Genomic DNA, 20,399 nt, shown 5'->3' on the forward strand with positions numbered 1-20,399 from the left:
CTACGTGGGGTGGATTACTTGATCAACTTGTCCTGCCTGGGGCTGATCTCGTCCTGCAAGCCCTTCTCGATCGCATCGCCGCGCTGCAGATCCTGCAGGTTCTCCGGCGAGGTCGGACTGACGATGCGCGGGGTCACGAAGATCACCAGTTCGGTCTTGTTGCCGCGGAACCCGTCGGAGCGGAACAGCTTGCCCAGGATCGGGATGTCGCCGAGGATCGGCAGCTTGTCCACGGCCTTGGAAGCCTCGCGATCGAGCAGGCCGGAGATGACGATGGTCTGGCCGGCGTTGACGTTGATTTCGGTCTCGGCGCGACGCGTCAGGAAGCCGGGCACGCCCTGCACCGACACCGAAGGATCGATCCTGCTGACCTCGGCCATGATCGAGGTGTTCACCTGATTGGAGGAGTTGACCGTCGGGTTGATGTTGAGACGGATGCCGTATTCCTTGTATTCGATCTGGGTCTGCCCGAGCACCGACGGCACCACGATCGGCACTTCGCCGCCGACCAGGAACGAGGCGCTGCTGCCGCTCTTGGCGCTGAGCTTGGGCTGGGCCAGCACCCATGCCTTGCCGCGGCTCATCAGCAGGTTGATCTGCGACCCGATGGTGGTCGCGATGCCGAAGTAGCCCTGTGGCCCGGGCAGCCTGGTGGGCAACGTGTCCTTCACGTCCTGGAACGTCTGGTTGTTCTCGGGAAGCACGCGAAAGAAGCCGTTCGTGGTGACATCGCGGATCAATCCGCCGATCGGACCGTCGATCGTGGTGTCCCAACGGATGCCCAGGTCTTCCACCGCGTTCTTGTTGAACTCCATGATGGAAACGTCCATCTGGATCATCGGCCGCATGCCGACCGGATCGGCGCCGGCGAAGTTCAGGACTTGCGGGTAGAGCTTCTGCAATGCCTGGATCTTGGCGGTCGTGGCCGCATCGATGTCGTTACCGGAGATGACGACGTTGGAGCCGATCGCCCTGACGGTGACGCCAGGCGTATTGCCCAGCAACTCGCGCACGGTCTCGGCCACGCCTTCCGACTTGCCGCCCGTCACCGTCACGCTGACATCGCGCTGGCTGCCGTCTGCCATCCATAGATGCACGTTGGTGTCGCCGGGCTTGGTGCCGATCATGACCAGTTCGGACTTGCCGACCGAAAACACGCTGAGCACCTCGCCATCGCCGACTGCGATGCGGCGCAAGGCACCGTGCACGCGGCGAACCACGGCCTCACCTGCATAGACGGTCTGGGCAGGCTGCAGGGGCGGTGCGACGGACGGCTTCCTGTCACCAGCCAGGGCGACGCCGCCCGAGGCCGTACCCGTTCCCAATTCCTGGATCTGCGATTCGGCCGCGCGCTTGAATTGGTCGACCTGGCGACCTTGTGCGATCAGCCGCGCCTGCTCGGCCGCCGCTTCGTCGGACGGCGTGCCGGCGGCGGGCGCCGCCGCAGGATGCGCCGCGGTGTTCGCCGCGGCCGGTGTGGCGGCCTGTTGGGCCGACGCGTTGATTCCCCCAATACCCGCCAACAGGATGCCGGCCAGCCACGCCGCCGACCTGCCTGCCTTGCTTCTGCCACGTCCTGGTGCTTGCCTCATGCTCAACCCTTTCCGCCAATGATGAACTCAACGCGGCTGCTTCCGGTGCCGGTGCTTTCCGGATCGCCCGATCCCAGCGATCGCAGTAACTGACTCTCGCTCATGCCTGTCGCCGCGCCAGGCGACGTGTCCTGAAGTTCGCGCAGCAGCACACGGACCGCGCCCACCTTCGATGCCATGGCCAACTGCTTGGCCTGGTACTGGTCGAGCTCCAGGGTGACGCTGGAAAATCCAGCCGATTCGTTCGACTCCTCTCCCTCCTTTGGCGTGGGCGCATCGCCGATCCGGCTGCCGGCCGCCAGGACCTTGACCTTCTGCAGCAGCGGAAACACCTGGGCGCCGCTGCCCGAACCGGGCGCGCCGCTGGTGGAGGCATCCTTCACGAAGAAGATGTCGATGAGGTCGCCCGGGGCGATCATGCCGGAGATCGAGTTGTTCTCGTCCACGCTCATCGTGTAGGCGACCTTGCCCTTGGGAATCAGCCGGGAAAACTGTTCGTACAGCGGCACCAGCGCACTGGCGCTCAGCGGCGCGCCGCCACGGGCCGGAGCACGCAGCATCCGACCTTCGTACTGGCCGTGGTTGTCCGGCGTGACCGCATCGGCAGGCGCGAATTCGGCCGGGATCGGCCGCGACGCCAGATCGCTGCCTTGCAGGATGGCGCCCTGCGGCAGGTCGTTCACCGGCACGGCCACCTCGACCATCGGCCGGGTGTCCTGGGTGCGCTCGGCGACGGTGGTGCGGATGTAGCTCACCGCGATGAAGGCAGCGAAGGCGGCCATCACCACGGCGATGAGGATGAACAGGACGTTCTTGCTGAGTTTTGGTTTCTGCATGAAGAGTTGCCGTCGAGGCAGGCCGTGGCGAGGGAATGGAGGTCAACCCACCAGGATGTCGGACGCCGAGATGGCGTAGACAAAGGCGGCATAGAGGTCTTTCAGGGCGGTGACCACGTCGGTGATCACGTTCGGATTGGCGATCAGCACGATCACCAGCGCCATCACCACCACGGTGTACTCGATCGTGGACTGACCGCGTTGGGTGCGCTTGCAGGGCATGCCGGAGCGATTCATTCGACCACCGCCACGACCACGGTGCCGGTCTTGCCGCGGCTGGAGGTCACGGTGACGCGTTCTTCCTGGCGGATGAAGCGGCCGATGCAATGCGGGCTCGTCGCCGCGCAGGCCGACGAGGAGCTGTCCCGCACGTAGCCTTGCGCTGCGAAATAGCGCGTGTAGTACTGCTGGTTCTGCAGCGGCGTATAGCGGTTGAGCATGCTCAAGGTCCTGACATGGCGCGGCGTGTCCATGTAGACGATGTCTTCGGCGACCTGCGTATCCGGCAGCCGTCCGAAGCCCTTGCCGACGCCGTCCGCCGGCAGGTCGTTCTTCGGGAGCTGCATGACGCCGATCTGGCCGCGCGTGCTGGTGGCATCTCCGCTCAGTTCGACGGTGACGTAGTAGCCGCCCGCCTCCATGTGGCCGAGCACGGTCTTGTTGCCCACGGGAGTGGCCACCACGCCCTTGCCCCATTCCTTTCGATAGAACTGTTCCACCTGGCTTGGCGGCGCGGGCACGGTGAAGCGGCTGGCGCGCATCGAAATGCCGTTGTAGATCATGTGGTCGGACACGATCTCGCCGGAGGCCTGTTCGGGCACAGGCACATCCGGCCAATCCGCAGCGCGTGCATGGTGGGCGGCGAGCCCCAACAGGACCGGCCCCACCATCTGCGCGAGCAGGCGGCTGGAAGGTCGCCCGCTCATTGCTTGGCCGGGTAATTGGCCAGCTTGTCGGAGGGGACGACATCCGGCTCGATCGTGCCGATTTCCAGATCGCCGAGCGATCCGACCATCGGCATGATCGGCTCCAGCACCTTCAGGGTGTCGAAGATGCCGTCGAGTCCTTCGAAATACGACAGCGGCGCCAAAGGCTTCACGGTGCTGACCACGCTGCGCGGTCCGCTGCGTGGGCCGGACGCATTCCAGGCGTCCGCCAGCAGGGTCTGGTGACGCTTGTCGACCAGGTTGAGGCTGTCCAGCGGCTCCAGGAAATGCGCGGGCCGGCCATCGGCGGTCTTCAGGTCGCGGTAGTTCAGCGACACTTCCGCGGTGACGTAGCCCTTCCGATTGGGCGGGAAGGCGTTGTCGAAATAGTTCTTCGGCAACAGCGTCGCCGCTTCGTCGACGTAGCCGGGCGAATTGGCGTTGGCGGTCCGTGTGACCGACAGGTCGTTCTTCTCCAGCAACTTCCTGTTCGAAAACGTATTGAGCATCTGGTCGCCGAACGCGCCGCTGCCGTTGCCGGACGTCGCCGACCTGATCGGCGCATCGGCATCGGCGAAATTGCGGTCGAGCGCCTTGCTCTGCAGTGCGCCCCGGGTAGGCGGCTGGTAGTTGTTGGCCACCGTGGCTTCCCAGGCCGCGTTGCGTGCGGCCTGCATCGCCATCTGCTTGCCGTGCCCGAGCTTGGCCACGACCGGGATCAGCAGAAAGAGCGGGACCAGCACGGCGGCGCAAACGGCCAGTTCCACCATGCCTTGCCCGCGCATGCGGCGTGGCGACGCAATGGACATCGCTTTCATCCTGCCTGCTCCTTGCCTGTTACCTCGCCGGCTGGGTCTTCGGGAAGCAGTCCCTTGCCAAGGCTGAACGACTTGACCTGCAACAGGCAGCCATTCCCGCCCTGCAGCGGCTTGGCTTCCAGCGGGATGGAATTCAGGTAATTGCCTGCGCTGTCCACCGTGCAGCCCGCCACGTCGCCAGGCGCCTCCCCGAATCCCCACTTGATGCCGCCGGACCACATGCAGACTTCCTGCTGCCCGTTCTGCCACCGTGTGCAGGGCTGGCCCTTGATCTGGCCGTCGCCCATGAGCTTCCAGCCGGTGCCTTGTACGTCCTGCCGCTCCTGGCTACGTGCGCCGCTGTCGATCGCCTGGTACATGCCGGTCGCGTCTTCGATCGCGTCGTGGTCTTCGTGTTGCTCGAGCTTGGCGAGGCATGCGCTTCGTCCGTCTTCGCCATCGGCGCCAAGCGTCCAGCTGACCTGGTGCGCGAACTGACGTCGCGCGTCGATCATGATTTCGACTTCGCCGGTGCCCAGCTTGGCTTCTTCCTGCGCCGAGAGCGCGCGCGTCGGCATGCCGGAGCCGCTGCAGGCGTCCAGCTTGGCGTGATAGTTCTTGCGCTCCATGTTCTCGCCGCCTACGCGCGATTCCCACGCCAGAACGACATGCAGTGCGGGCAGCGATTTGGCGCCGCCATCGGAAGCGGAGGCCTCTGCCAAGTCGCTTTCGGCTGCATCGCGCGAATGGCAGCCGCCGGTGAAGGCAAGCAAGGCCACGCAGCCTGCGGCGAGGGCGCGGGATCTTTGTTTGAAGAACATCATGGAGCGGCCACCAAAAGAGTACGGTCCGCCGCTGGTGTCTGCACCAGGCGGGCCTGCCAATACGGACTGAACAAACTGCCTTTTTCGAATTTTCCGTCGCCCTTGCCCCAGACCGAACGCCGGAAGGCAGCTAGCTCATGAGGGCGGTTGAAATAGACTTGCGCGCTGGCCATCGCCCGCAATTGGTTTCCCCGCGCCTCGTCCTTCAGTTCCATGCGGCCACGCCCGATCTTCAGCGTGGAACTGGTGCGCGCCTTTTCGATCTTGGTACCCACCTCGACCGTATAGATCGGCCCGGCATTGGCGCCTTCGGGAGTTTGCGAATAGGTGTTCTTGACGTCGTGATACTGCGGGCTGATGCCGTAGCGGTAGCCATTGAAAAATGCTTTGTCGCGCTTGAAATTCTCGATCACGGCAGGGTCGCTTTCGATGAACCGGCCGGCGATGTCGCTGCGCTTGGTGCCGTTGTAGGCCTTGTAGGTCTTGTTGTCGTAAGGCGACTTCCATCCGCGCCCGTTGCTCATTCCCGCGAAGAAATTCGGCTTGCGGCCATCGACGGCCTGGGTGCCGCCCCAGCCCAGCGGAATTTTGACGTCTTTGAGCGGCCACGGCAGAGGAAGCTTGAACTGGAAGCTATCCACGGCCGACCAACGATCGTATTCGACCATGTCGGTGCCGCCGTTGTTGTTGAACACCCCGAATGCGGTGCCGTCGCGCGCACGCGTAAATGTGTCGCGCGATGCCATGACCACGTTGCGGTAGCGCTCGCCGCCCGGATTGGTGCTGGTCAGGCCTTTGCGCTGGCCGGGGCTGTAGCGTTCCAGCTGGTTGCCCGCCGAGACCACGTTCTTGGCCAACACGCCCTTGCCGACCAGGGTCAGCTCCGCGTCTGGCGCGTTGTCCTTGACCACCTTGTTGGCGAGGAGGAAGACGTTGGCTTCCGAGGCGAGCGTCCCGACCGCGGCATCCGCCGCAAGCGCATAGGGGTGATCCAGTACCTGGTCCAGCACTCGGATTTCGCCGTTCGCCACCTGCATGAAACCTTGCCGAAAGACCTTGAGCGCCTTGTTGATCGCGGTCATGGCGCGATCTAGCGCGATCAGCACTTCGCCCAGCCCAGGCACCCAGAACAACAAGGTCTCGGCGACCTTGGTGAATTCTCCGAAATGCACGGAGGTGGAGTGCACCATCGTCAGCCACGAATTCAGGCTGACCGTTTGTGCGATCGCCACTTCGTTGGCAACGCGTCCGCGGTTCAGGTAAGCGGCGAAGTTGCGCGCGCGCGCCTGCTCGACCGCGATGCTGTAAGCGGCGGCATCGGCAGCATTGGTGATTTCCACTTTCTTGCCGACGACCTGCCCGGTGTTGAAGGTCACCAGCAGGCCAACGCACAGCACCATCAGGAACGCCAGCACCATGGGCATCGACTGCCCTGACATGTCAGGGCGGACGCGTCCCAGCCGTGGCGCAACGTTCCTTGTAGACGGATCGGCGGCTGCGATGATCCCCATCTGGTGTCCTTCCGGAAAAACGCTTCGCTAAGAACGCAATGGATGCGTTCAGCTCGGCTGGGTCCATTTAGAGGTGCTGATCAGGAAAAACGCCGAGGCGTGCCCACGGCGGTGACAACGACAGGCCACCATCTGCCCTGCTGGGCAGATGGTGGCGAAGGCCTTACTTGTTGCCGTTGTACGCGGCCATGCCCTTGTCCTTGTCGGCCTGGCTCTGGGCTTTGCCGGCGTTGGTACCGGCGCGGTTGATCATCTGGCTAGCGTCCTGCTTGCCCGAGAGTTCCTGCGCCATGCCGGCGACCTGGCTGCGGACGGTGCCGCCGAAGAAGGTAAATACGCCGATGGCGGCGATCGCGATCAGGGCCACGATGATGATGTATTCGGTCATGCCCTGGCCGAGCTGCTTGCGGCCGAAACGAATGTGCCTGCGTTGGTTATTCATCTGAATCCTCTCCTTGGCTCTGGCGCCCACTGGACCGGCAGCACACTTACGTCCGCGCGGTTGCGTGAAGGCGTGTGGGTTGCATAAGTGAAAACATGCACAGATATGAAACTTATCCTTGGCCCGCATTTGACATTGCGTGACAAATGTATCTCGGACGTGGCCACTTTATCGTCAAAATATTGCCGGTTCAAGAAAACTAGCGTTAATGTTTTGACGGAAAATGGAATGGCTATCCCGCAATCAAGTCAAACTTCAGGCGCAACGTTCCATGAATCGATTCACTCTGTGCTGATTTCGGAATGCCGAGTCCGCCACTGCACAAACATCGATAGTTCATGCCGTTACGCGGCGAATTGTTGACTCGGCGAGATCGCATCGTTGACCCACCCTGGATGAATAGGTGCGTCTCTTTTTCGCTTGATCCCGGCGCACAACTGGAGTCGAAAGGCCGGAAACAGGAATGTGGAAGACGCATCGCCACGTGATGCAGATGACCGCATTGCACCCTGCTGGTGCAGCGAGGGTCGGGAGCGTGTCGAGAATGCCGGCAGACCGAATCTGCGCAAGTAGGCACCACACCTTCGCCGCGTGGATTGGCTGCCGCCTATCGCAAGTACCGGCTGGCGTATCGGTGATGCCCGGAGTATCGATCTACGGCTGCTTCACCGACGGATACGCCCTGGTCGCGACGGCGCCGAGGATCGGGATGCGCATCTGGTGGTGCGCTCTGGCGATGTGGAATCCGCCGGCAGGGCCGTGCTAGCCCTTGGTGTCCTGCTTGGCCAGCGGGCCGATCAGGGTCTCGATCCCGGCGCGCACCTCGGCGCACTGCTCGCGGTAGTGCGCCTTGCGTTGCGCCAGGTCCTGGGCGCCGTCCTGCGCCTCGAGGGCGGCCAATAGCTGGCGGAAATCGTCGAAGCCGGCACGCATCGCAGCGTCGTGCGCGGCTTCATCGAAGGTCACGTTCGCGGCCAGCGCGCGCTCGCGCGCGGCCTGCTGCAGCGCGCCGGCAAGGCGGGACATCTCGGCCGGCGGCAGCTCGCAGTAACGCGCCTGGGCCAGCTGCGTGCCGTCGGCCTCGCCCAGCCGGTACAGCGTCTCGGCGCTCGGCGCGGCCGGATCCTGGCCGGCCGCAGGCGCGGCAGCCGCCACCGCGGCGCCGCCGCACAGCAGCCACAATGACAGCGGCCCGATGGCGCGGCGCATGCTCAGCTGCGCAATCCCACTCCGCGCTTGAGCAGCCACAGCGCCAGCGCGCTGAGCACCGCGACGAAGCCCAGCATCAGCGCGTAGGCCACCCACACCGGCACGTCGCTGCTGCCGAGCAGGCCGTAGCGGAAGGCGTTGACCATGTAGAAGATCGGGTTGGCATGGGTGGCGGCCTCGGCCCAGCCGGGCAGCAGCTTCACCGAATAGAACACGCCGCCCAGGTAGGTCAGCGGGGTCAGGATGAAGGTCGGCACGATGGCGACGTCGTCGAACTTCTTCGCGTAGACGGCGTTGATGAAGCCGGCCAGCGAGAAGATCGTCGCGCCCAGCAGCACCGTGGTCAGCGTCACCAGCGGGTGCGGGATGCGCACCGGGGTGAAGAACATGGCGATGATCAGCACCAGCACGCCGACCATCAGTCCGCGCAGCACCGCGCCGGCCACGTAGCCCCACAGGATCACCCAGTTCGGCATCGGGCTGACCAGCAGTTCCTCGACGTGGCGGCCGAACTTGGCGCCGAAGAAACTGGAGCTGATGTTGCCGTAGCTGTTCTGGATCACGCTCATCATCACCAGGCCGGGGACGATGAACTGCATGTAGCTGTAGCCGCCCATGTCGCCCACGCGCGAGCCGATCAGCCCGCCGAAGATCAGGAAGTACAGGGTCATGGTGATCGCCGGCGGCACCAGGGTCTGGCCCCAGATGCGCAGGATGCGCTTGACCTCGCGGCGCACCACGGTGCCCAGCGCGACCCAGTTGCGCTGGGCCGGCGTGGTCTCGGGGAGGAGGGATTGCGGTTTGGCGGTGGTGTTCATTGGCGTCCAGCGAAAGAGGGGTCAGGCGGCGGCGGGCGGCTGCTTCGGCGAGTCTGGCGCCGAGGCCGGGCCGCTTGCGCCGTCCCGGTTGTCCCCGGTGAGGCGCACGAACAGCTCCTCCAGGCGGTTGCTCTTGGTACGCATCGAGCGCACGCGGATGCCGGCGCTGCCGAGCGCGGCGAACACGCGGTTGAGGTCCATCGCCCGCGGCATGTCCAGGTCCAGCGTATGCGCGTCCTGTGCGAGCAGGGTGGTGCCCTCGATCGCCGGCAGCTGTGCCGGCAGTTCGCCGTCGATGTCGAGCAGGAAGCCTTCCACGTCGAGCTTGGCCAGCAGTTCGCGCATCGGGCCCTGTTCGACGATGCGGCCGCGGTCGATGATCGCCAGGTTGCGGCACAGGCTCTCCGCTTCCTCCAGGTAGTGCGTGGTCAGGATGATGGTGGTGCCGGCGGCGTTGATCTCGCGCAGCACGCGCCACATGTCGCGGCGGATCTCGATGTCCACGCCGGCGGTGGGTTCGTCCAGGATCAGCAGGCGCGGCTGGGTCATCATCGCGCGGGCGATCATCAGCCGCCGCTTCATGCCGCCGGACAGGGTGCGGCTCATCACCTGCGCCTTGTCCCACAGGTGCGCGCGCTTGAGCTCCACTTCGGCCTGGTGCTCGGCCTGCGCGCGCGGCATGCCGTAGAACCCGGCGTAGTTGACCAGGATGTCGAAGGGCTTCTCGAACAGGTTGAAGTTGATCTCCTGCGGAACCAGGCCGAGCAGGCGCATCGCCGCGCTGCGCTGGGTGGTCAGGTCGGTGCCGAACACCTCGACCTGGCCGGCGCTGAGGTTGACCAGCGAGCTGATGATGCCGATCAGGGTGGACTTGCCGGCGCCGTTGGGGCCGAGCAGGGCGAAGAAATCGCCGGGCAGCACGTCCAGCGACACGCCGTGCAGCGCCTGCACGCCGTTGTCGTAGGTCTTGCGCAGCTCGCGCACGCGTAGCGCGGGCACCGGGGAGGGGAGCGGGGAGGCGATATTCAAGGCGGACCCTTTCGCGCCCTGTTGACGGCGCTGAAGAAATGCAGCCGCTATTATAGAAGACCTCGTGGGCTCGGCCCCGGCCATAGACTGTTGCATCCGCGTGCCTGCCCAATTCCCGTTGAAACTGGTCGACCGCCACATGCTGGCCCCGGCCGTCGGCCACTACCGCTTCGTCCGCGACGACGGCCAGCCGCTGCCGTTCGTGCCCGGCCAGTTCGTGCAGGTGCACTTCCACTACGCCGACGGCACCGCCACCAAGCGCAGCTATTCGCTGGCCACCCGCCACGATCCGTCGCAGCCGGCCGATGCGACGGTCGAGATTGCGGTCAGCTTTGTCGCCGGCGGCGCGGCCACGGCCTTGTTCGAAGGCCTGGAGATCGGCGGGCAGGTCTGCGCCAGCGGTCCGTACGGCCGCTTCTGCCTGAACCAGGGCGACAGCAACCGCCGCTACCTGCTGATCGCCACCGGTACCGGCGTCACCCCGTATCGCTCGATGTTGCCGCTGCTGGAAGCGGCGATGGCCGAGCGCGGCGCGGAGGTGGTACTGCTGCTGGGCGCGCGCACGCCGGCCGAGCTGCTGTACGGCGACGAGTTCCGCGCCTTCGCCGACGCGCATCCGCGCTTCCGCTTCGTGCCGTGTTTCTCGCGCGAACTGCCCGCTGCGCCGCATGCGGACGTGCGCCACGGCTACGTGCAGCAGTTCCTCGGCGAGTTCGCGCCGCAGGCCGACGGCGATATCGCCTATCTGTGCGGCAATCCGAACATGGTCGACGCCTGCTTCGATGCGCTGAAAGAGGCGGGTCTGCCGGTGCAGCACATCCGCCGCGAGAAGTACGTCAGCAGCAAGTAGCGCCTGCGCGCCGTCGCTCGCCATGCGCCGGCGCCTGGTGGCTCGCTTCCTGCCCGCGCCGGACATCGCTCCGGGCGCTGCAGTGTTTGCTCGGCACGGGGCCCGCGCTTCGGCTACGCGGCCGAGGTCAGGCGTTGCCGGGTGTCCTTCATGTCCTTGCCCGGCGGCATGCCGAACATGCGGCCGTATTCGCGCGTGAACTGTGGAACGCTTTCGTACCCCACCGCCGAGGCCGCCCGGCCGATCGTCGCGCCTTCCGCCAACAGCAGGCGCCTGGCCTCGATCAGGCGCAGCTGCTTCTGGAACTGCAGCGGGGTCAGCGAGGTGATCGCGCGGAAGTGCACATGGAACGTCGACAGGCTCATTCCCGCCGCGTCCGCCAGCTGCTCCATGCGCAACGGCCTGGCGAAGTCCGAGCGGATCCTGGCCACCGCGCGGCCCACCCGCCGGGCATGGCTGTCGGTGACGCCCAGTGCGCGCATTGCGCCGCCGTGCCGCCCCGACAGCAGCCAGTAGTGCAGTTCGCGCAGCAACTGCGGGCCCAGCACGGGGACCGACGCGGGGCGGTCCAGCAGGCGGATGAGCCTGTCGGCGGTGTCGGCGACTTCCGCCTCGGTCGGATCGACGCGTACCGGCGACCCCATCGCGAAAGGGGTCGTGCCCATCTCGGCCACCAGCGATGCGATGGTGGCCGGATCCAGCTCCACCACGCAGGCGTAGTAGGGCGCCGCGAGCGAGGCACGGGTGATCTGGCTGACCGTGGGCACTTCCGCGGTGACCAGCAGGGACTCGCCGGCACCGAAGTCGTAGCTGCTGCTGCCCATCGTGACCTGCTTCCTGCCCTGCAGCACCAGCGCCACCAGCGGCCTGCAGATGGCGTAGTGCAATGGCGTCGGCCGGGTCTCGCGCAGGATCGCAAGCCCGGGCAAGGGCGTGCGCGCGACTCCGGCCTCGTCGACGTTCGCATCGGCGTAGCGACGCGCGGTTTCCAACAGATTCGCAGGCATAAGCAGACCCTAGCGCGTGGCCGCAGCGGGCACAATCGAGTTGGATGATTGGGCAAGAAATCCGGAAGAAAAGGCAGGAGCACGCTGAGTTTTGCGGTGATGAAATGAGGGGTTCTTGAGGTTCATTGGTGCGAACTCTGGATGAATAGGCAAGAAATGGGCGGGATCGGGAAACTGCGCGAGGGCGTTCCGTCCGATCGTCTCTCCACCCCGCAACATCCACTTTGCTGGAGATTCCCATGACGTCGATCACCCTCATCACCGGTGCCAACCGCGGCCTCGGCCGCAATACCGCCATCAGCATCGCCCGCCGTGGCGGCGATGTCCTGCTGACCTACCGCAATGGCGCCGACCAGGCCAAGGCCGTCGTCGCCGAAATCGAAGCGATGGGCCGCAAGGCGGTGGCCTTGCCGCTGGACGTGAGCGACGTGGCGTCCTTCGGCGCTTTCGCCGACGCAGTGCGCAGCGCCCTGTCCGGAACCTGGTCCCGGACCGACTTCGACCACCTGCTCAACAATGCCGGCCATGGCGAGATGGCCATGCTCGCAGAGACGACCGAAGCCCAGTTCGACGCGCTGTTCGCGACCCACGTCAAGGGCGTGTACTTCCTGACCCAGGCGCTGCTGCCGCTGATCGCCGATGGCGGCCGCATCGTGAACTTTTCCTCCGGCCTGACCCGCGTGTCGATGCCGGGCTTCTCTGCCTACGCGGCCGCCAAGGGCGCCGTCGAGATCCTGTCGGTCTACATGGCCAAGGAATTCGGTGGCCGCGGCATCGCCGTGAACACCGTGGCCCCGGGCGCGATCGAAACCGATTTCCTGGGCGGCGCCGTGCGCGACCTGCCCGATCTGAACAAGCAGTTCGCCGACATGACCGCCCTGGGGCGGGTGGGCGTGCCCGACGACATCGGCCCGATGGTCGCCAGCCTGCTCGGCCCGGACAACCGCTGGGTCAACGCGCAGCGGATCGAGGTGTCGGGCGGGCAGGCCATCTGACCGACGGTTCCGCGAGGCTCGGAGGGCGTCGGCCTGCTGGCCGGCGCCCTTTGTGCGGCGACGGCAGAGCGCGCGCAAGGGTGCGGCCTGTGTGCGATCGCAGCGCGACGAAGCTGCCGATGTCGCAAGGAGACGGATGCGCAGTGCGATCGCAGAGAGGTCCTGCGCGACTGTCTGAAAACGCCTCCGTGCCTGGCCACGACGCAGCTGCTGGCGTGATGCCGAGGTGCGCGTTGCGGGAGTCGCGCGTGCGGCAATCGCGCGCGACGCCAACGCCAACGCCAGCGCCGACGCTGCGACTCTGACGGATTGCGCGATGGCATCGCCTGTCGCCAGCGGCTGTAAAGGACGCTTGACAGTCGCTGCGGGCGCGCGCATCCTCCTGTAAAGCGTGCTTGACAGGGGGGGGTGTATGCGAAACGTCGTGATGGCATTCGATTGGTGCCGGCCGGAGACGGTCGGCGCTGCGGTCGGGGCGCGGCCGTGAACCGCTGCAAGCGCAGCGCGATCGTGGTGCTGGGCGTGAGCGTCGCGCTGCTCGCGGTCACGCCGTGGCTGCGGCTGTTGCGCGGCGACGACTATTTTCGTGGGCTGTGGTTCGGGCTGTGCATCGGCGGCATCTTCCTGGCGCTGATGCTGTGGTGGTCGTCGGGCAGCCTGCGCGACAGCGCGGTGCCGGCGCTGGCGCGCCGCTACTACCGTGAACTGGGTCCGCCGATGCTGATCTACGTCGCGGTGATGCTGTGCTGGAGGCGCCTGCTCAACAGTGTCGAGGCGGACTGGGCACGGGTGCTGATCGCGCTGCTGCCGGCGCTGCTGGTGGCGCTGGTGATCCGTGCGGTGGCGCGCTTCGTGCGCGACTCCGACGAGATGCAGCGGCGCATCGAGCTGGAGTCCATCGCCATCGCCGCCGGGCTGGTCGCCGGCGGCTACATGACCGCCGGTTTCCTGCAGGCGGCGGGCACGATCGCGGTGCCGGCAGCGGCGGCGATGCTGTGGGTGTTCCCGCTGCTGTGCGCGACCTACGGCATCGCCAAGGGCGTGAATGCGCGCCGCTACCAATGAACAGCCGCATCCGCGAACTGCGCGAGGCCCGCGGCTGGTCGCAGGGCGAGCTGGGCGAGCGGCTGGGCGTGTCGCGGCAGACCATCAACGCGCTGGAAACCGGCAAGTACGATCCGAGCCTGCCGCTGGCGTTCCGTATCGCGCGGCTGTTCGCGCACAGTATCGAGCAGGTGTTCCTGTTCGACGATTCCGAGTAGTCCTTCCGACCTGCCATCGGTCACCTACGACGCCATGCTCCGGCATGGCATCCTGCAAGCCATGAACTCAAGGATGCGAACCATGCGACACCCATGCAGACCGCTCGCCGTCGTCGCGGCGACCTTGCTGCTCGCCGCCTGCCAAGGCGGACACGGACCGGCTCCGCAGAATGCGGGGCGCAGCTACGGCACGCTGCGCTTCCATCCCTGCACGTTGACCAGTCCGGTCGCGTCCAACAACGTCGAGGCGCAATGCACGCGCATGCCGGTGCCGGAGAATCCGGCGGTGCCTGGCGGACGCAAGATCGAACTCAACATCGCCTGGTTGCCGGTCACCGGCCAGGGCGGCAGCGATCCGGATCCGGTGTTCTTCCTCGCCGGCGGCCCGGGTCAGGCGGCGACCGAGGTCGCCAGCATCGTCGACATGGCCTTGCGCGAAACCCGCAAGCGCCGCGACGTGTTCCTGATCGACCAGCGCGGCACCGGCCAGTCCAATCCGCTGACCTGCCTGGGCGCGGACGGCAAGGAAATGCAGCTGGCCGATCCGGCGCGCGCGCCCACCGCCAGTGAACTGCTCGACTACGCGCGGCGTTGCGCGCAGTCGCTGCAGGGCCGCGCCGATCCGCGCTACTACACCACCACCCAGGCCATCGCCGACCTGGATGCGGTGCGCGCCGCGCTCGGCACGGACAAGCTCAACCTGATCGGTGGCTCCTACGGCACCCGCGTCGCCCAGCAGTACGCGGCGCGCTATGCGGCGCACACCCGCAGCGTGGTGATCGACGGCGTGGCGCCGAACGACCTGGTGGTCGGCGGCGAATTCGCCACCACCTTCGAGGATGCGATCAAGCTGCAATCGGAGCAGTGCAGGGCCACCCCGGCCTGCGCCAAACGTTTTCCCACCGACACCCGCGCGCAGCTGCGCACGGTGGTGGAGCGGCTGCGGCAGGCGCCGGCGGACGTGGACTATCGCGACCCGGCCAGCGGCGAGAGCAAGCACGACCGGGTGACCGCCGACACCGTCACCAGCCTGGCGTTCTCGTTCTCGTACGCGCCGCAGACCGCGTCGCTGTTGCCGCTGGTGCTGGACGAGGCCGCGCACGAGCGCTATGCGCCGCTGATGTCGCTGGCGAAGATGATGGGCAAGCAACTGGACGGGCAGATGAACCGCGGCATGCAGTGGTCGGTGATCTGCGCCGAGGATGCCGACCGTTACCACCCGCCTGCCGCCGGCGGCGAAACCCTGCTCGGCCCGGAGGTGGCGCAGATGTTCTTCGCCGCCTGTCCGGCATGGCCGACCGGGACGCGCCCGGCCGGTTTCACCGCGCCGTTCAAATCCGAACTGCCGGTGCTGCTGACCTCCGGCGAGCTGGATCCGGTGACCCCGCCGCGCTATGCCGCGCGCGTGTTGCAGGGCCTGCCCAACGGCCGCCACCTGGTGGTGCGCGGGCAGGGCCACGGCACCATGACCCTGGGCTGCATGCCCAAGCTGCTGAGCCAGTTCTTCGAGAACGCCGATGCCAAGCAGCTCGACGCCACCTGCCTGGACGCGATGAGCGGCGTGCCGGCCTTCACTTCATTCAACGGATGGGAACCATGAGCCGCGCAGCGTTTCGCAGGGGAGAGTGCGCATGATCGTCGCCGACAATCTGCACAAGGCGTTCAAGACCAAGGCCGGCGTCGTGCAGGCGGTGCAAGGGGTCAGCTTCGAAGCCGCCGACGGCCAGATCACCGGCCTGCTCGGTCCCAACGGCGCCGGCAAGACCACCACCTTGCGCATGCTGTACACGCTGATGGCGCCCGACCAGGGCCAGGTGCGCGTGGACGGCATCGACGTCGGCGCCGATCCGCTGGCGGTGCGCCGCGCGCTGGGCGTGCTGCCCGATGCGCGCGGCGTGTACAAGCGCCTGACCGCGCGCGAGAACATCGCCTACTTCGGCGAACTGCACGGGCTGTCGGCGGCGCGCATCGCCGAGCGCACGCGGCTGCTGTCGGCGGCGCTGGACATGGACGACATCCTCGACCGCCAGACCGAGGGCTTCAGCCAGGGCCAGCGCACCAAGACCGCGATCGCGCGCGCGCTGGTCCACGATCCGCGCAACGTGATCCTCGACGAACCCACCAACGGCCTGGACGTGATGACCACCCGCGCGATGCGCGGCTTCCTGCGCGGGCTGCGCGAGGAGGGGCGTTGCGTGATCTTCTCCAGCCACATCATGCAGGAGGTGGCGGCGCTGTGCGATCGCATCGTCATCGTCGCCAAGGGCACGGTGGTGGCCGCCGGCACGGCCGACGAACTGCGCGCCCTGACCGGCGAAGACAATCTGGAAGACGCCTTCGTCAAGGCGATCGGCAGCGACGAGGGACTGCACGCATGAGCCTGTTTCGAACCGTTTTCACCGTGATGCGCAAGGAATTGCGCGACCTCGGGCGCGACCGCCGGACCCTGGCGCTGGCGCTGCTGCTGGGCCCGCTGCTGTACCCGGCGCTGATCCTGGGCATGGGCGCGCTGGCCGAGAGCCGGGTCAGGACCCAGATCGACAAGCCGCTGAACATCCCGGTGATCGGCCGCGAGCGCGCGCCGAACCTGGTTGCGTTCCTCGCCGCGCAAGGCCTGAACGCGGTCGCCCCGCCCAAGGACCTGACCGCGGCGATTCGCAGCCAGGACGTGGACCTGGCGCTGAAGATCGACGAGGACTACGCCAACGCCTGGCGCGAGGGGCGGCCGGCGCTGGTGGAGATCATCAAGGACAGCACCCGCCGCGATGCCGACATCCCGACCACGCGCGTGCAGACGGCGCTGAGCATGTACAGCCAGCAGGTCGGCGCGCTGCGGCTGTTGGCGCGCGGCGTCGATGCGCAGGTGGCGCGGCCGCTGGACATGGCCGTCCAGGACCTGGCCACGGCCGAGGCCAAGCGCGGCGTGTTGCTGGCGATGCTGCTGCCGGTGCTGCTGAGCATCACCTCGTTCATCGGTGGCGCCTATCTGATCCTCGACGCCACCGCCGGCGAACGCGAGCGGCAATCGCTGGAGCCGCTGCTGGCCACGCCGGCGTCGCGCGGCGCCATCGTCAGCGGCAAGATCGCCGCCGCGTGCGTGGTCGGGCTGGCCTCGCTGCTGCTGACCCTGCTCGCGTTCAAGCTCAGCGCGCAGGTCGCCAGCGGCATCGGTCGCCAGCTCAACGTCAGCTTCGTGGCGATGCTGCAGATGCTGTTCGTGCTGCTGCCGATGCTGTTCATCGGCACCTCGCTGCTGACCCTGCTGGCCGCCGCGGCCAAGAGCATGAAGGAAGCGCAGAGCCACATGACCTGGCTGATGCTGCTGCCGATGCTGCCCGGCTACGCGTTGATGGTGTATCCGCTGAAGACCACGCTGTGGCAGTTCGCGGTGCCGTTCCTGGCGCAGAACCAGATGCTGCTGAAGATCATCCGCCGCGAACCGATCGACCTGCAGATCTGGGCGGTGTACCTGGCCGCCGGCTTCGGCCTGGCCGCGGTGCTGTGGCTGGCCGCGGTGCGCCGCTACCGGCAGGAGCGGTTGGCGATATCGGGGTGATTGAGAGCCGGGAAACGGGAATGGAGAACCGGGAATAGGAAAAGCGGGAATGCCGACCGGGCGCAGCGCTTCCGCGATTCCCCATTCCCGATTCTCCAATCCCAAAAAAAGCCCGGCGGAGCCGGGCTTTTTTTCTTAGCCGCCGGGATTGAACGCCAACGTGCGCCGCGTCGTGACCGGCGCGCTGACCGGCTCGAAGCGCCAGCGCTTGGTCGCGTTCAGCGCTTCGCGGTCGAACACCCGTGCCGGGGTGGCGCGCAGCACGCGGGCGCTGGTGACCGAGCCGTCGGTGCCGACGGTGATCTCCACCAGCACTTCGCCGGCGGTGCCCGAACGCAGCGCTTCGGGCGGGTAGCGCGGCGCCGGGGTGCTGATCGCCCGTAGCGATTGGGTGCTGGCGGTGGCGGCCGCCGGCGGTGGCGTGGCCGCAGGCTGTGCGGCTGCCGGAGCCGGGGTCGGCGCGCTGCGCGCGGCGGCGGCCTGGCGCTCGGCTTCCTGGCGCGCGCTCTCGCGGCGCGCGGCTTCCTGTTGCGCGGCGATCTGCTGCGCGGCCTGCGCCTCGCTGGCCTGCTGCTGCGCCTGCTTTTGCTGCTCGGCCAACAGCTTGGCCTTTTGTTCGGCCTCCTTCTTGACCTTGTCGGTCTCTTCCTGGCTGCGCTGCGCCGCGGACTGCATGCCGTTGCTCACGCCCAGCTTCAGCCGCGGCAATGCCGGCGCCTGGCTGTCGATCTTCTCGATCAGCGCGACCAGCCGCTGCGCTTCCGGGAAGTCCTCGCGGTTGATGCTCTGCTCGGCGGCGATCAGCGTGTACGGCATCAGGTCGGTCAGCGCGCTCTTCACCCCGGCGTCGTCCGGCTGCTTGTCGCGCAACGCCAGGTAGTACTCGACCGCGTTGTTGCCGGCCGGCGCATACATGCGGTTCTCGCGCAGCGCCTGGCTGGCCGATTCGTGCAGCTGCTCGGTGCCCATCGATTGCACCTTGGCCGAGACCGGCGGTGCGGCCGGTACCGTTGCCGCGGGCTTGGCCGCCGGCGCAGCGGTCGGGGCGGCGTCCTCCTGCTTGGAACAGGCGGCCAGCGCGGCCAGCAGCAGTACCGGCGCCATGCGGCGCGCCTTCGCGAATGTCGTTACCTGCAACATGCTTCCCCCTAATCCCCGGTGATGGCCATGAATACGCAGCGGTGGTTCTCCCGCGCAGCCGGTCCGGCTCCCCCGTCCCTGCCAGCGCACCCCACCTGCCAATCTAGCATCCGCTCCGGCCGCGTGCTTGACGGCCGCGTGGCGGCGGCCGGAAAAGCGTGAGCCCGTGCACGCGAGGTCAGTGCGCCGGTTTCGGCGGCGCGGACATCAGCCGGTCGGTCCAGGCGATGCCGATCGCCGACAGGATGAAGATGCCGTGGATGATGGTCTGCCACAGCACGCCGGTCTGGGTCAGCGTCGCACAGCTCTTCAGGTCCACCGTGGCTGCGGCGCTGGCCAATTGGTCCGGCGAGCACAGCGGCATGCCGCCCAGCGCGCCGACCGCGATGAAGGTCTTGAGCAGGTGGATCGAGGAGATGCCGATGATCGACAGCGCCAGCTTCACCTTCAGCACGCTGGCATTGACGTGGCTCAGCCACTCCGGCTGGTCCGGATGGCCTTCCAGGCCCAGCCGCGAGACGAAGGTCTCGTAGCCGCCGACGATCACCATCACCAGCAGGTTGGAGATCATCACCACATCGATCAGGCCGAGCACGATCAGCATGATCTGCTGCTCGCCCAGGCTCGGCGCCTCGTGGATCAGGTGCCACAGTTCCTTGCCGAACAGGAACACGTAGACGCCCTGGGCCACGATCAATCCCAGGTACAGCGGCAGCTGCAACCAGCGCGAGGCGAAGATCAGGCTGGACAGCGGATTCAGGCGGGGCGTCGGGCGCGGAGGGCTCATGGCGTGGTATCGAATGCTGCGTTGCAGGAAGGCGCAGGGTACTGGCCCGCCGTGATGCTGCCAAGCGCACGGCGCGGCTACACTGGACGCCCCCGTTTCCGGACCGCCGCCATGATCGATCTGTACTACTGGCCCACGCCCAACGGCCACAAGGTCACGTTGTTGCTCGAGGAAGCCGGCCTGGACTACACCATCAAGCCGGTCAACATCGGCGCCGGCGAGCAGTTCGCGCCGGAGTTCCTGGCGATCTCGCCGAACAACAAGATGCCGGCGATCGTGGACCATGCGCCGGCCGACGGCGGCGCGCCGCAGAGCGTGTTCGAATCCGGCGCGATCCTGCTGTACCTGGCCGAGAAGACTGGGCGCTTCCTGCCGGCCGATCCGCGCGGGCGCATCGTCGCGCTGGAGTGGCTGTTCTGGCAGATGGCCGGGCTCGGCCCGATGAGCGGGCAGATGGGCCACTTCAATGTCTATGCGCCGGAGAAGATCGGCTACGCGATCGACCGCTACAACGCCGAGGTGAGGCGCCTGCACGGCGTGCTCGACAAGCGCCTGGCGCACAGCGAGTACCTGGCCGGCGCCGAGTACGGCATCGCCGACATGGCCAGCTATCCGTGGATCGAGGTGTACAACGGGCTCACCCCCGACTACGCCGCGTTCCCGCACCTCAAGCGCTGGCACGATGCGATCGGCGCACGCCCGGCCACGCAGCGCGCCTACGCGCTGAAGCAGCAGGTCAATCCGGACGCCGGCAAGCCGCTCAGCGACGCCGAACGCAAGCATCTGTTCGGCAAGCGCTGAGCCTGTCCGCGTCACGC

General features: G+C 66.9%; 22 protein-coding genes. 8 read left to right on the plus strand and 14 right to left on the minus strand.

The window, feature by feature from the left end; all coding sequences use genetic code 11:
- Positions 1–14: 14 nt before the first annotated feature.
- The 11 genes from AB8810_RS01825 to AB8810_RS01875 all read right to left on the minus strand — a co-directional run bounded on the left by AB8810_RS01825 (position 15) and on the right by AB8810_RS01875 (position 9,984).
- On the minus strand, positions 15–1,196 hold the full coding sequence (locus AB8810_RS01825; protein ID WP_369915389.1) for a type II and III secretion system protein family protein: 1,182 nt from the start codon (positions 1,194–1,196) through the stop codon (positions 15–17).
- Positions 1,197–1,594: 398 nt separating this feature from the next.
- A complete protein-coding gene (gene cpaB, locus AB8810_RS01830) occupies positions 1,595–2,428 on the minus strand; it encodes a Flp pilus assembly protein CpaB (RefSeq protein ID WP_369915390.1) in 834 nt (277 codons plus the stop codon).
- Between the two features lie 42 nt (positions 2,429–2,470).
- Positions 2,471–2,650: a hypothetical protein gene (locus AB8810_RS01835; RefSeq protein ID WP_369915391.1), complete on the minus strand. Its 180-nt coding sequence runs from the start codon at positions 2,648–2,650 to the stop codon at positions 2,471–2,473.
- Positions 2,651–2,661: 11 nt separating this feature from the next.
- Positions 2,662–3,249, minus strand: a complete 588-nt coding sequence (locus tag AB8810_RS01840) for a hypothetical protein (RefSeq protein ID WP_372530411.1) — start codon at positions 3,247–3,249, stop codon at positions 2,662–2,664.
- A 101-nt stretch (positions 3,250–3,350) separates the two neighbouring features.
- Entirely contained in the window at positions 3,351–4,163 is an 813-nt protein-coding gene (locus AB8810_RS01845; protein ID WP_369915393.1) for a TadE family protein, read from the minus strand.
- A gap of 5 nt (positions 4,164–4,168) precedes the next feature.
- Positions 4,169–4,975, minus strand: coding sequence for a hypothetical protein (locus tag AB8810_RS01850; protein WP_369915394.1), 807 nt, complete (start codon positions 4,973–4,975; stop codon positions 4,169–4,171).
- The gene (locus AB8810_RS01855) at positions 4,972–6,486 is read right to left on the minus strand and encodes a pilus assembly protein TadG-related protein (protein ID WP_369915395.1); all 1,515 of its coding nucleotides are present in this window, start codon (positions 6,484–6,486) and stop codon (positions 4,972–4,974) included. Before AB8810_RS01855 ends, AB8810_RS01850 begins: the two co-directional genes overlap by 4 nt.
- Positions 6,487–6,649: 163 nt before the next feature.
- Positions 6,650–6,928 (minus strand): pilus assembly protein, encoded by a 279-nt coding sequence (locus tag AB8810_RS01860; protein WP_369915397.1) that lies wholly within the window; start codon positions 6,926–6,928, stop codon positions 6,650–6,652.
- Positions 6,929–7,690: 762 nt separating this feature from the next.
- On the minus strand, positions 7,691–8,137 hold the full coding sequence (locus AB8810_RS01865; protein WP_369915398.1) for a hypothetical protein: 447 nt from the start codon (positions 8,135–8,137) through the stop codon (positions 7,691–7,693).
- A gap of 2 nt (positions 8,138–8,139) precedes the next feature.
- The gene (locus AB8810_RS01870) at positions 8,140–8,955 is read right to left on the minus strand and encodes an ABC transporter permease (RefSeq protein ID WP_191825924.1); all 816 of its coding nucleotides are present in this window, start codon (positions 8,953–8,955) and stop codon (positions 8,140–8,142) included.
- Positions 8,956–8,976: 21 nt separating this feature from the next.
- Positions 8,977–9,984: an ABC transporter ATP-binding protein gene (locus tag AB8810_RS01875; protein WP_241093919.1), complete on the minus strand. Its 1,008-nt coding sequence runs from the start codon at positions 9,982–9,984 to the stop codon at positions 8,977–8,979.
- A 139-nt stretch (positions 9,985–10,123) separates the two neighbouring features.
- Between AB8810_RS01875 and AB8810_RS01880 the strand changes: the two genes are divergently transcribed.
- On the plus strand, positions 10,124–10,834 hold the full coding sequence (locus AB8810_RS01880; RefSeq protein WP_241092923.1) for an FAD-binding oxidoreductase: 711 nt from the start codon (positions 10,124–10,126) through the stop codon (positions 10,832–10,834).
- 113 nt (positions 10,835–10,947) lie between these two features.
- On the opposite strand, the gene AB8810_RS01885 is transcribed toward AB8810_RS01880, so the two are convergent.
- Positions 10,948–11,841 carry an AraC family transcriptional regulator N-terminal domain-containing protein gene (locus tag AB8810_RS01885; RefSeq protein ID WP_369915399.1) on the minus strand — a complete coding sequence of 298 codons (894 nt, stop codon included), beginning with the start codon at positions 11,839–11,841 and terminating at the stop codon, positions 10,948–10,950.
- A 239-nt stretch (positions 11,842–12,080) separates the two neighbouring features.
- On the opposite strand from AB8810_RS01885, the gene AB8810_RS01890 reads away from it, so the two are divergent.
- From AB8810_RS01890 to AB8810_RS01915, 6 genes are all read left to right on the plus strand, one after another.
- Positions 12,081–12,836, plus strand: coding sequence for an SDR family NAD(P)-dependent oxidoreductase (locus AB8810_RS01890; protein WP_369915400.1), 756 nt, complete (start codon positions 12,081–12,083; stop codon positions 12,834–12,836).
- Between the two features lie 483 nt (positions 12,837–13,319).
- Positions 13,320–13,901 (plus strand): hypothetical protein, encoded by a 582-nt coding sequence (locus tag AB8810_RS01895; RefSeq protein WP_369915401.1) that lies wholly within the window; start codon positions 13,320–13,322, stop codon positions 13,899–13,901.
- Positions 13,898–14,098 carry a helix-turn-helix transcriptional regulator gene (locus AB8810_RS01900; RefSeq protein ID WP_003472309.1) on the plus strand — a complete coding sequence of 67 codons (201 nt, stop codon included), beginning with the start codon at positions 13,898–13,900 and terminating at the stop codon, positions 14,096–14,098. Before AB8810_RS01895 ends, AB8810_RS01900 begins: the two co-directional genes overlap by 4 nt.
- An 82-nt stretch (positions 14,099–14,180) precedes the next feature.
- The gene (locus AB8810_RS01905; RefSeq protein ID WP_179571043.1) at positions 14,181–15,698 is read left to right on the plus strand and encodes an alpha/beta hydrolase; all 1,518 of its coding nucleotides are present in this window, start codon (positions 14,181–14,183) and stop codon (positions 15,696–15,698) included.
- A gap of 31 nt (positions 15,699–15,729) precedes the next feature.
- Complete coding sequence (locus AB8810_RS01910; RefSeq protein WP_179571042.1) at positions 15,730–16,476, plus strand: ATP-binding cassette domain-containing protein; 747 nt, start codon at positions 15,730–15,732, stop codon at positions 16,474–16,476.
- Positions 16,473–17,654 carry an ABC transporter permease gene (locus AB8810_RS01915; RefSeq protein WP_179571041.1) on the plus strand — a complete coding sequence of 394 codons (1,182 nt, stop codon included), beginning with the start codon at positions 16,473–16,475 and terminating at the stop codon, positions 17,652–17,654. The genes AB8810_RS01910 and AB8810_RS01915 overlap by 4 nt, the downstream gene beginning before the upstream one ends.
- A gap of 135 nt (positions 17,655–17,789) precedes the next feature.
- On the opposite strand, the gene AB8810_RS01920 is transcribed toward AB8810_RS01915, so the two are convergent.
- The gene (locus AB8810_RS01920) at positions 17,790–18,794 is read right to left on the minus strand and encodes an energy transducer TonB (protein WP_369915402.1); all 1,005 of its coding nucleotides are present in this window, start codon (positions 18,792–18,794) and stop codon (positions 17,790–17,792) included.
- A 178-nt stretch (positions 18,795–18,972) separates the two neighbouring features.
- A complete protein-coding gene (locus tag AB8810_RS01925; RefSeq protein ID WP_179571039.1) occupies positions 18,973–19,581 on the minus strand; it encodes a TIGR00645 family protein in 609 nt (202 codons plus the stop codon).
- Between the two features lie 111 nt (positions 19,582–19,692).
- Here AB8810_RS01925 and AB8810_RS01930 point away from each other — a divergent pair, with 111 nt between their 5' ends.
- Positions 19,693–20,382 (plus strand): glutathione binding-like protein, encoded by a 690-nt coding sequence (locus AB8810_RS01930; protein WP_179571038.1) that lies wholly within the window; start codon positions 19,693–19,695, stop codon positions 20,380–20,382.
- Positions 20,383–20,399 lie beyond the last annotated feature (17 nt).

Origin of the sequence: Xanthomonas sp. NCPPB 3005, assembly GCF_041228095.2 — a bacterium.
GTDB classification, from domain to species: domain Bacteria; phylum Pseudomonadota; class Gammaproteobacteria; order Xanthomonadales; family Xanthomonadaceae; genus Xanthomonas_A; species Xanthomonas_A bonasiae.

Excerpts from the sequence above, each read along its gene's own strand:
- cpaB (WP_369915390.1), bottom strand. The coding sequence starts at position 2,428 with ATGCAGAAACCAAAACTCAGCAAGAACGTCCTGTTCATCCTCATCGCC.
- AB8810_RS01835 (WP_369915391.1), bottom strand. The coding sequence starts at position 2,650 with ATGCCCTGCAAGCGCACCCAACGCGGTCAGTCCACGATCGAGTACACC.
- AB8810_RS01845 (WP_369915393.1), bottom strand. The coding sequence starts at position 4,163 with ATGTCCATTGCGTCGCCACGCCGCATGCGCGGGCAAGGCATGGTGGAA.
- AB8810_RS01850 (WP_369915394.1), bottom strand. The coding sequence starts at position 4,975 with ATGATGTTCTTCAAACAAAGATCCCGCGCCCTCGCCGCAGGCTGCGTG.
- AB8810_RS01855 (WP_369915395.1), bottom strand. The coding sequence starts at position 6,486 with ATGGGGATCATCGCAGCCGCCGATCCGTCTACAAGGAACGTTGCGCCA.
- AB8810_RS01860 (WP_369915397.1), bottom strand. The coding sequence starts at position 6,928 with ATGAATAACCAACGCAGGCACATTCGTTTCGGCCGCAAGCAGCTCGGC.
- AB8810_RS01865 (WP_369915398.1), bottom strand. The coding sequence starts at position 8,137 with ATGCGCCGCGCCATCGGGCCGCTGTCATTGTGGCTGCTGTGCGGCGGC.
- AB8810_RS01870 (WP_191825924.1), bottom strand. The coding sequence starts at position 8,955 with ATGAACACCACCGCCAAACCGCAATCCCTCCTCCCCGAGACCACGCCG.
- AB8810_RS01880 (WP_241092923.1), top strand. The coding sequence starts at position 10,124 with ATGCTGGCCCCGGCCGTCGGCCACTACCGCTTCGTCCGCGACGACGGC.
- AB8810_RS01885 (WP_369915399.1), bottom strand. The coding sequence starts at position 11,841 with ATGCCTGCGAATCTGTTGGAAACCGCGCGTCGCTACGCCGATGCGAAC.
- AB8810_RS01890 (WP_369915400.1), top strand. The coding sequence starts at position 12,081 with ATGACGTCGATCACCCTCATCACCGGTGCCAACCGCGGCCTCGGCCGC.
- AB8810_RS01900 (WP_003472309.1), top strand. The coding sequence starts at position 13,898 with ATGAACAGCCGCATCCGCGAACTGCGCGAGGCCCGCGGCTGGTCGCAG.
- AB8810_RS01905 (WP_179571043.1), top strand. The coding sequence starts at position 14,181 with ATGCGACACCCATGCAGACCGCTCGCCGTCGTCGCGGCGACCTTGCTG.
- AB8810_RS01910 (WP_179571042.1), top strand. The coding sequence starts at position 15,730 with ATGATCGTCGCCGACAATCTGCACAAGGCGTTCAAGACCAAGGCCGGC.
- AB8810_RS01915 (WP_179571041.1), top strand. The coding sequence starts at position 16,473 with ATGAGCCTGTTTCGAACCGTTTTCACCGTGATGCGCAAGGAATTGCGC.
- AB8810_RS01920 (WP_369915402.1), bottom strand. The coding sequence starts at position 18,794 with ATGTTGCAGGTAACGACATTCGCGAAGGCGCGCCGCATGGCGCCGGTA.
- AB8810_RS01925 (WP_179571039.1), bottom strand. The coding sequence starts at position 19,581 with ATGAGCCCTCCGCGCCCGACGCCCCGCCTGAATCCGCTGTCCAGCCTG.
- AB8810_RS01930 (WP_179571038.1), top strand. The coding sequence starts at position 19,693 with ATGATCGATCTGTACTACTGGCCCACGCCCAACGGCCACAAGGTCACG.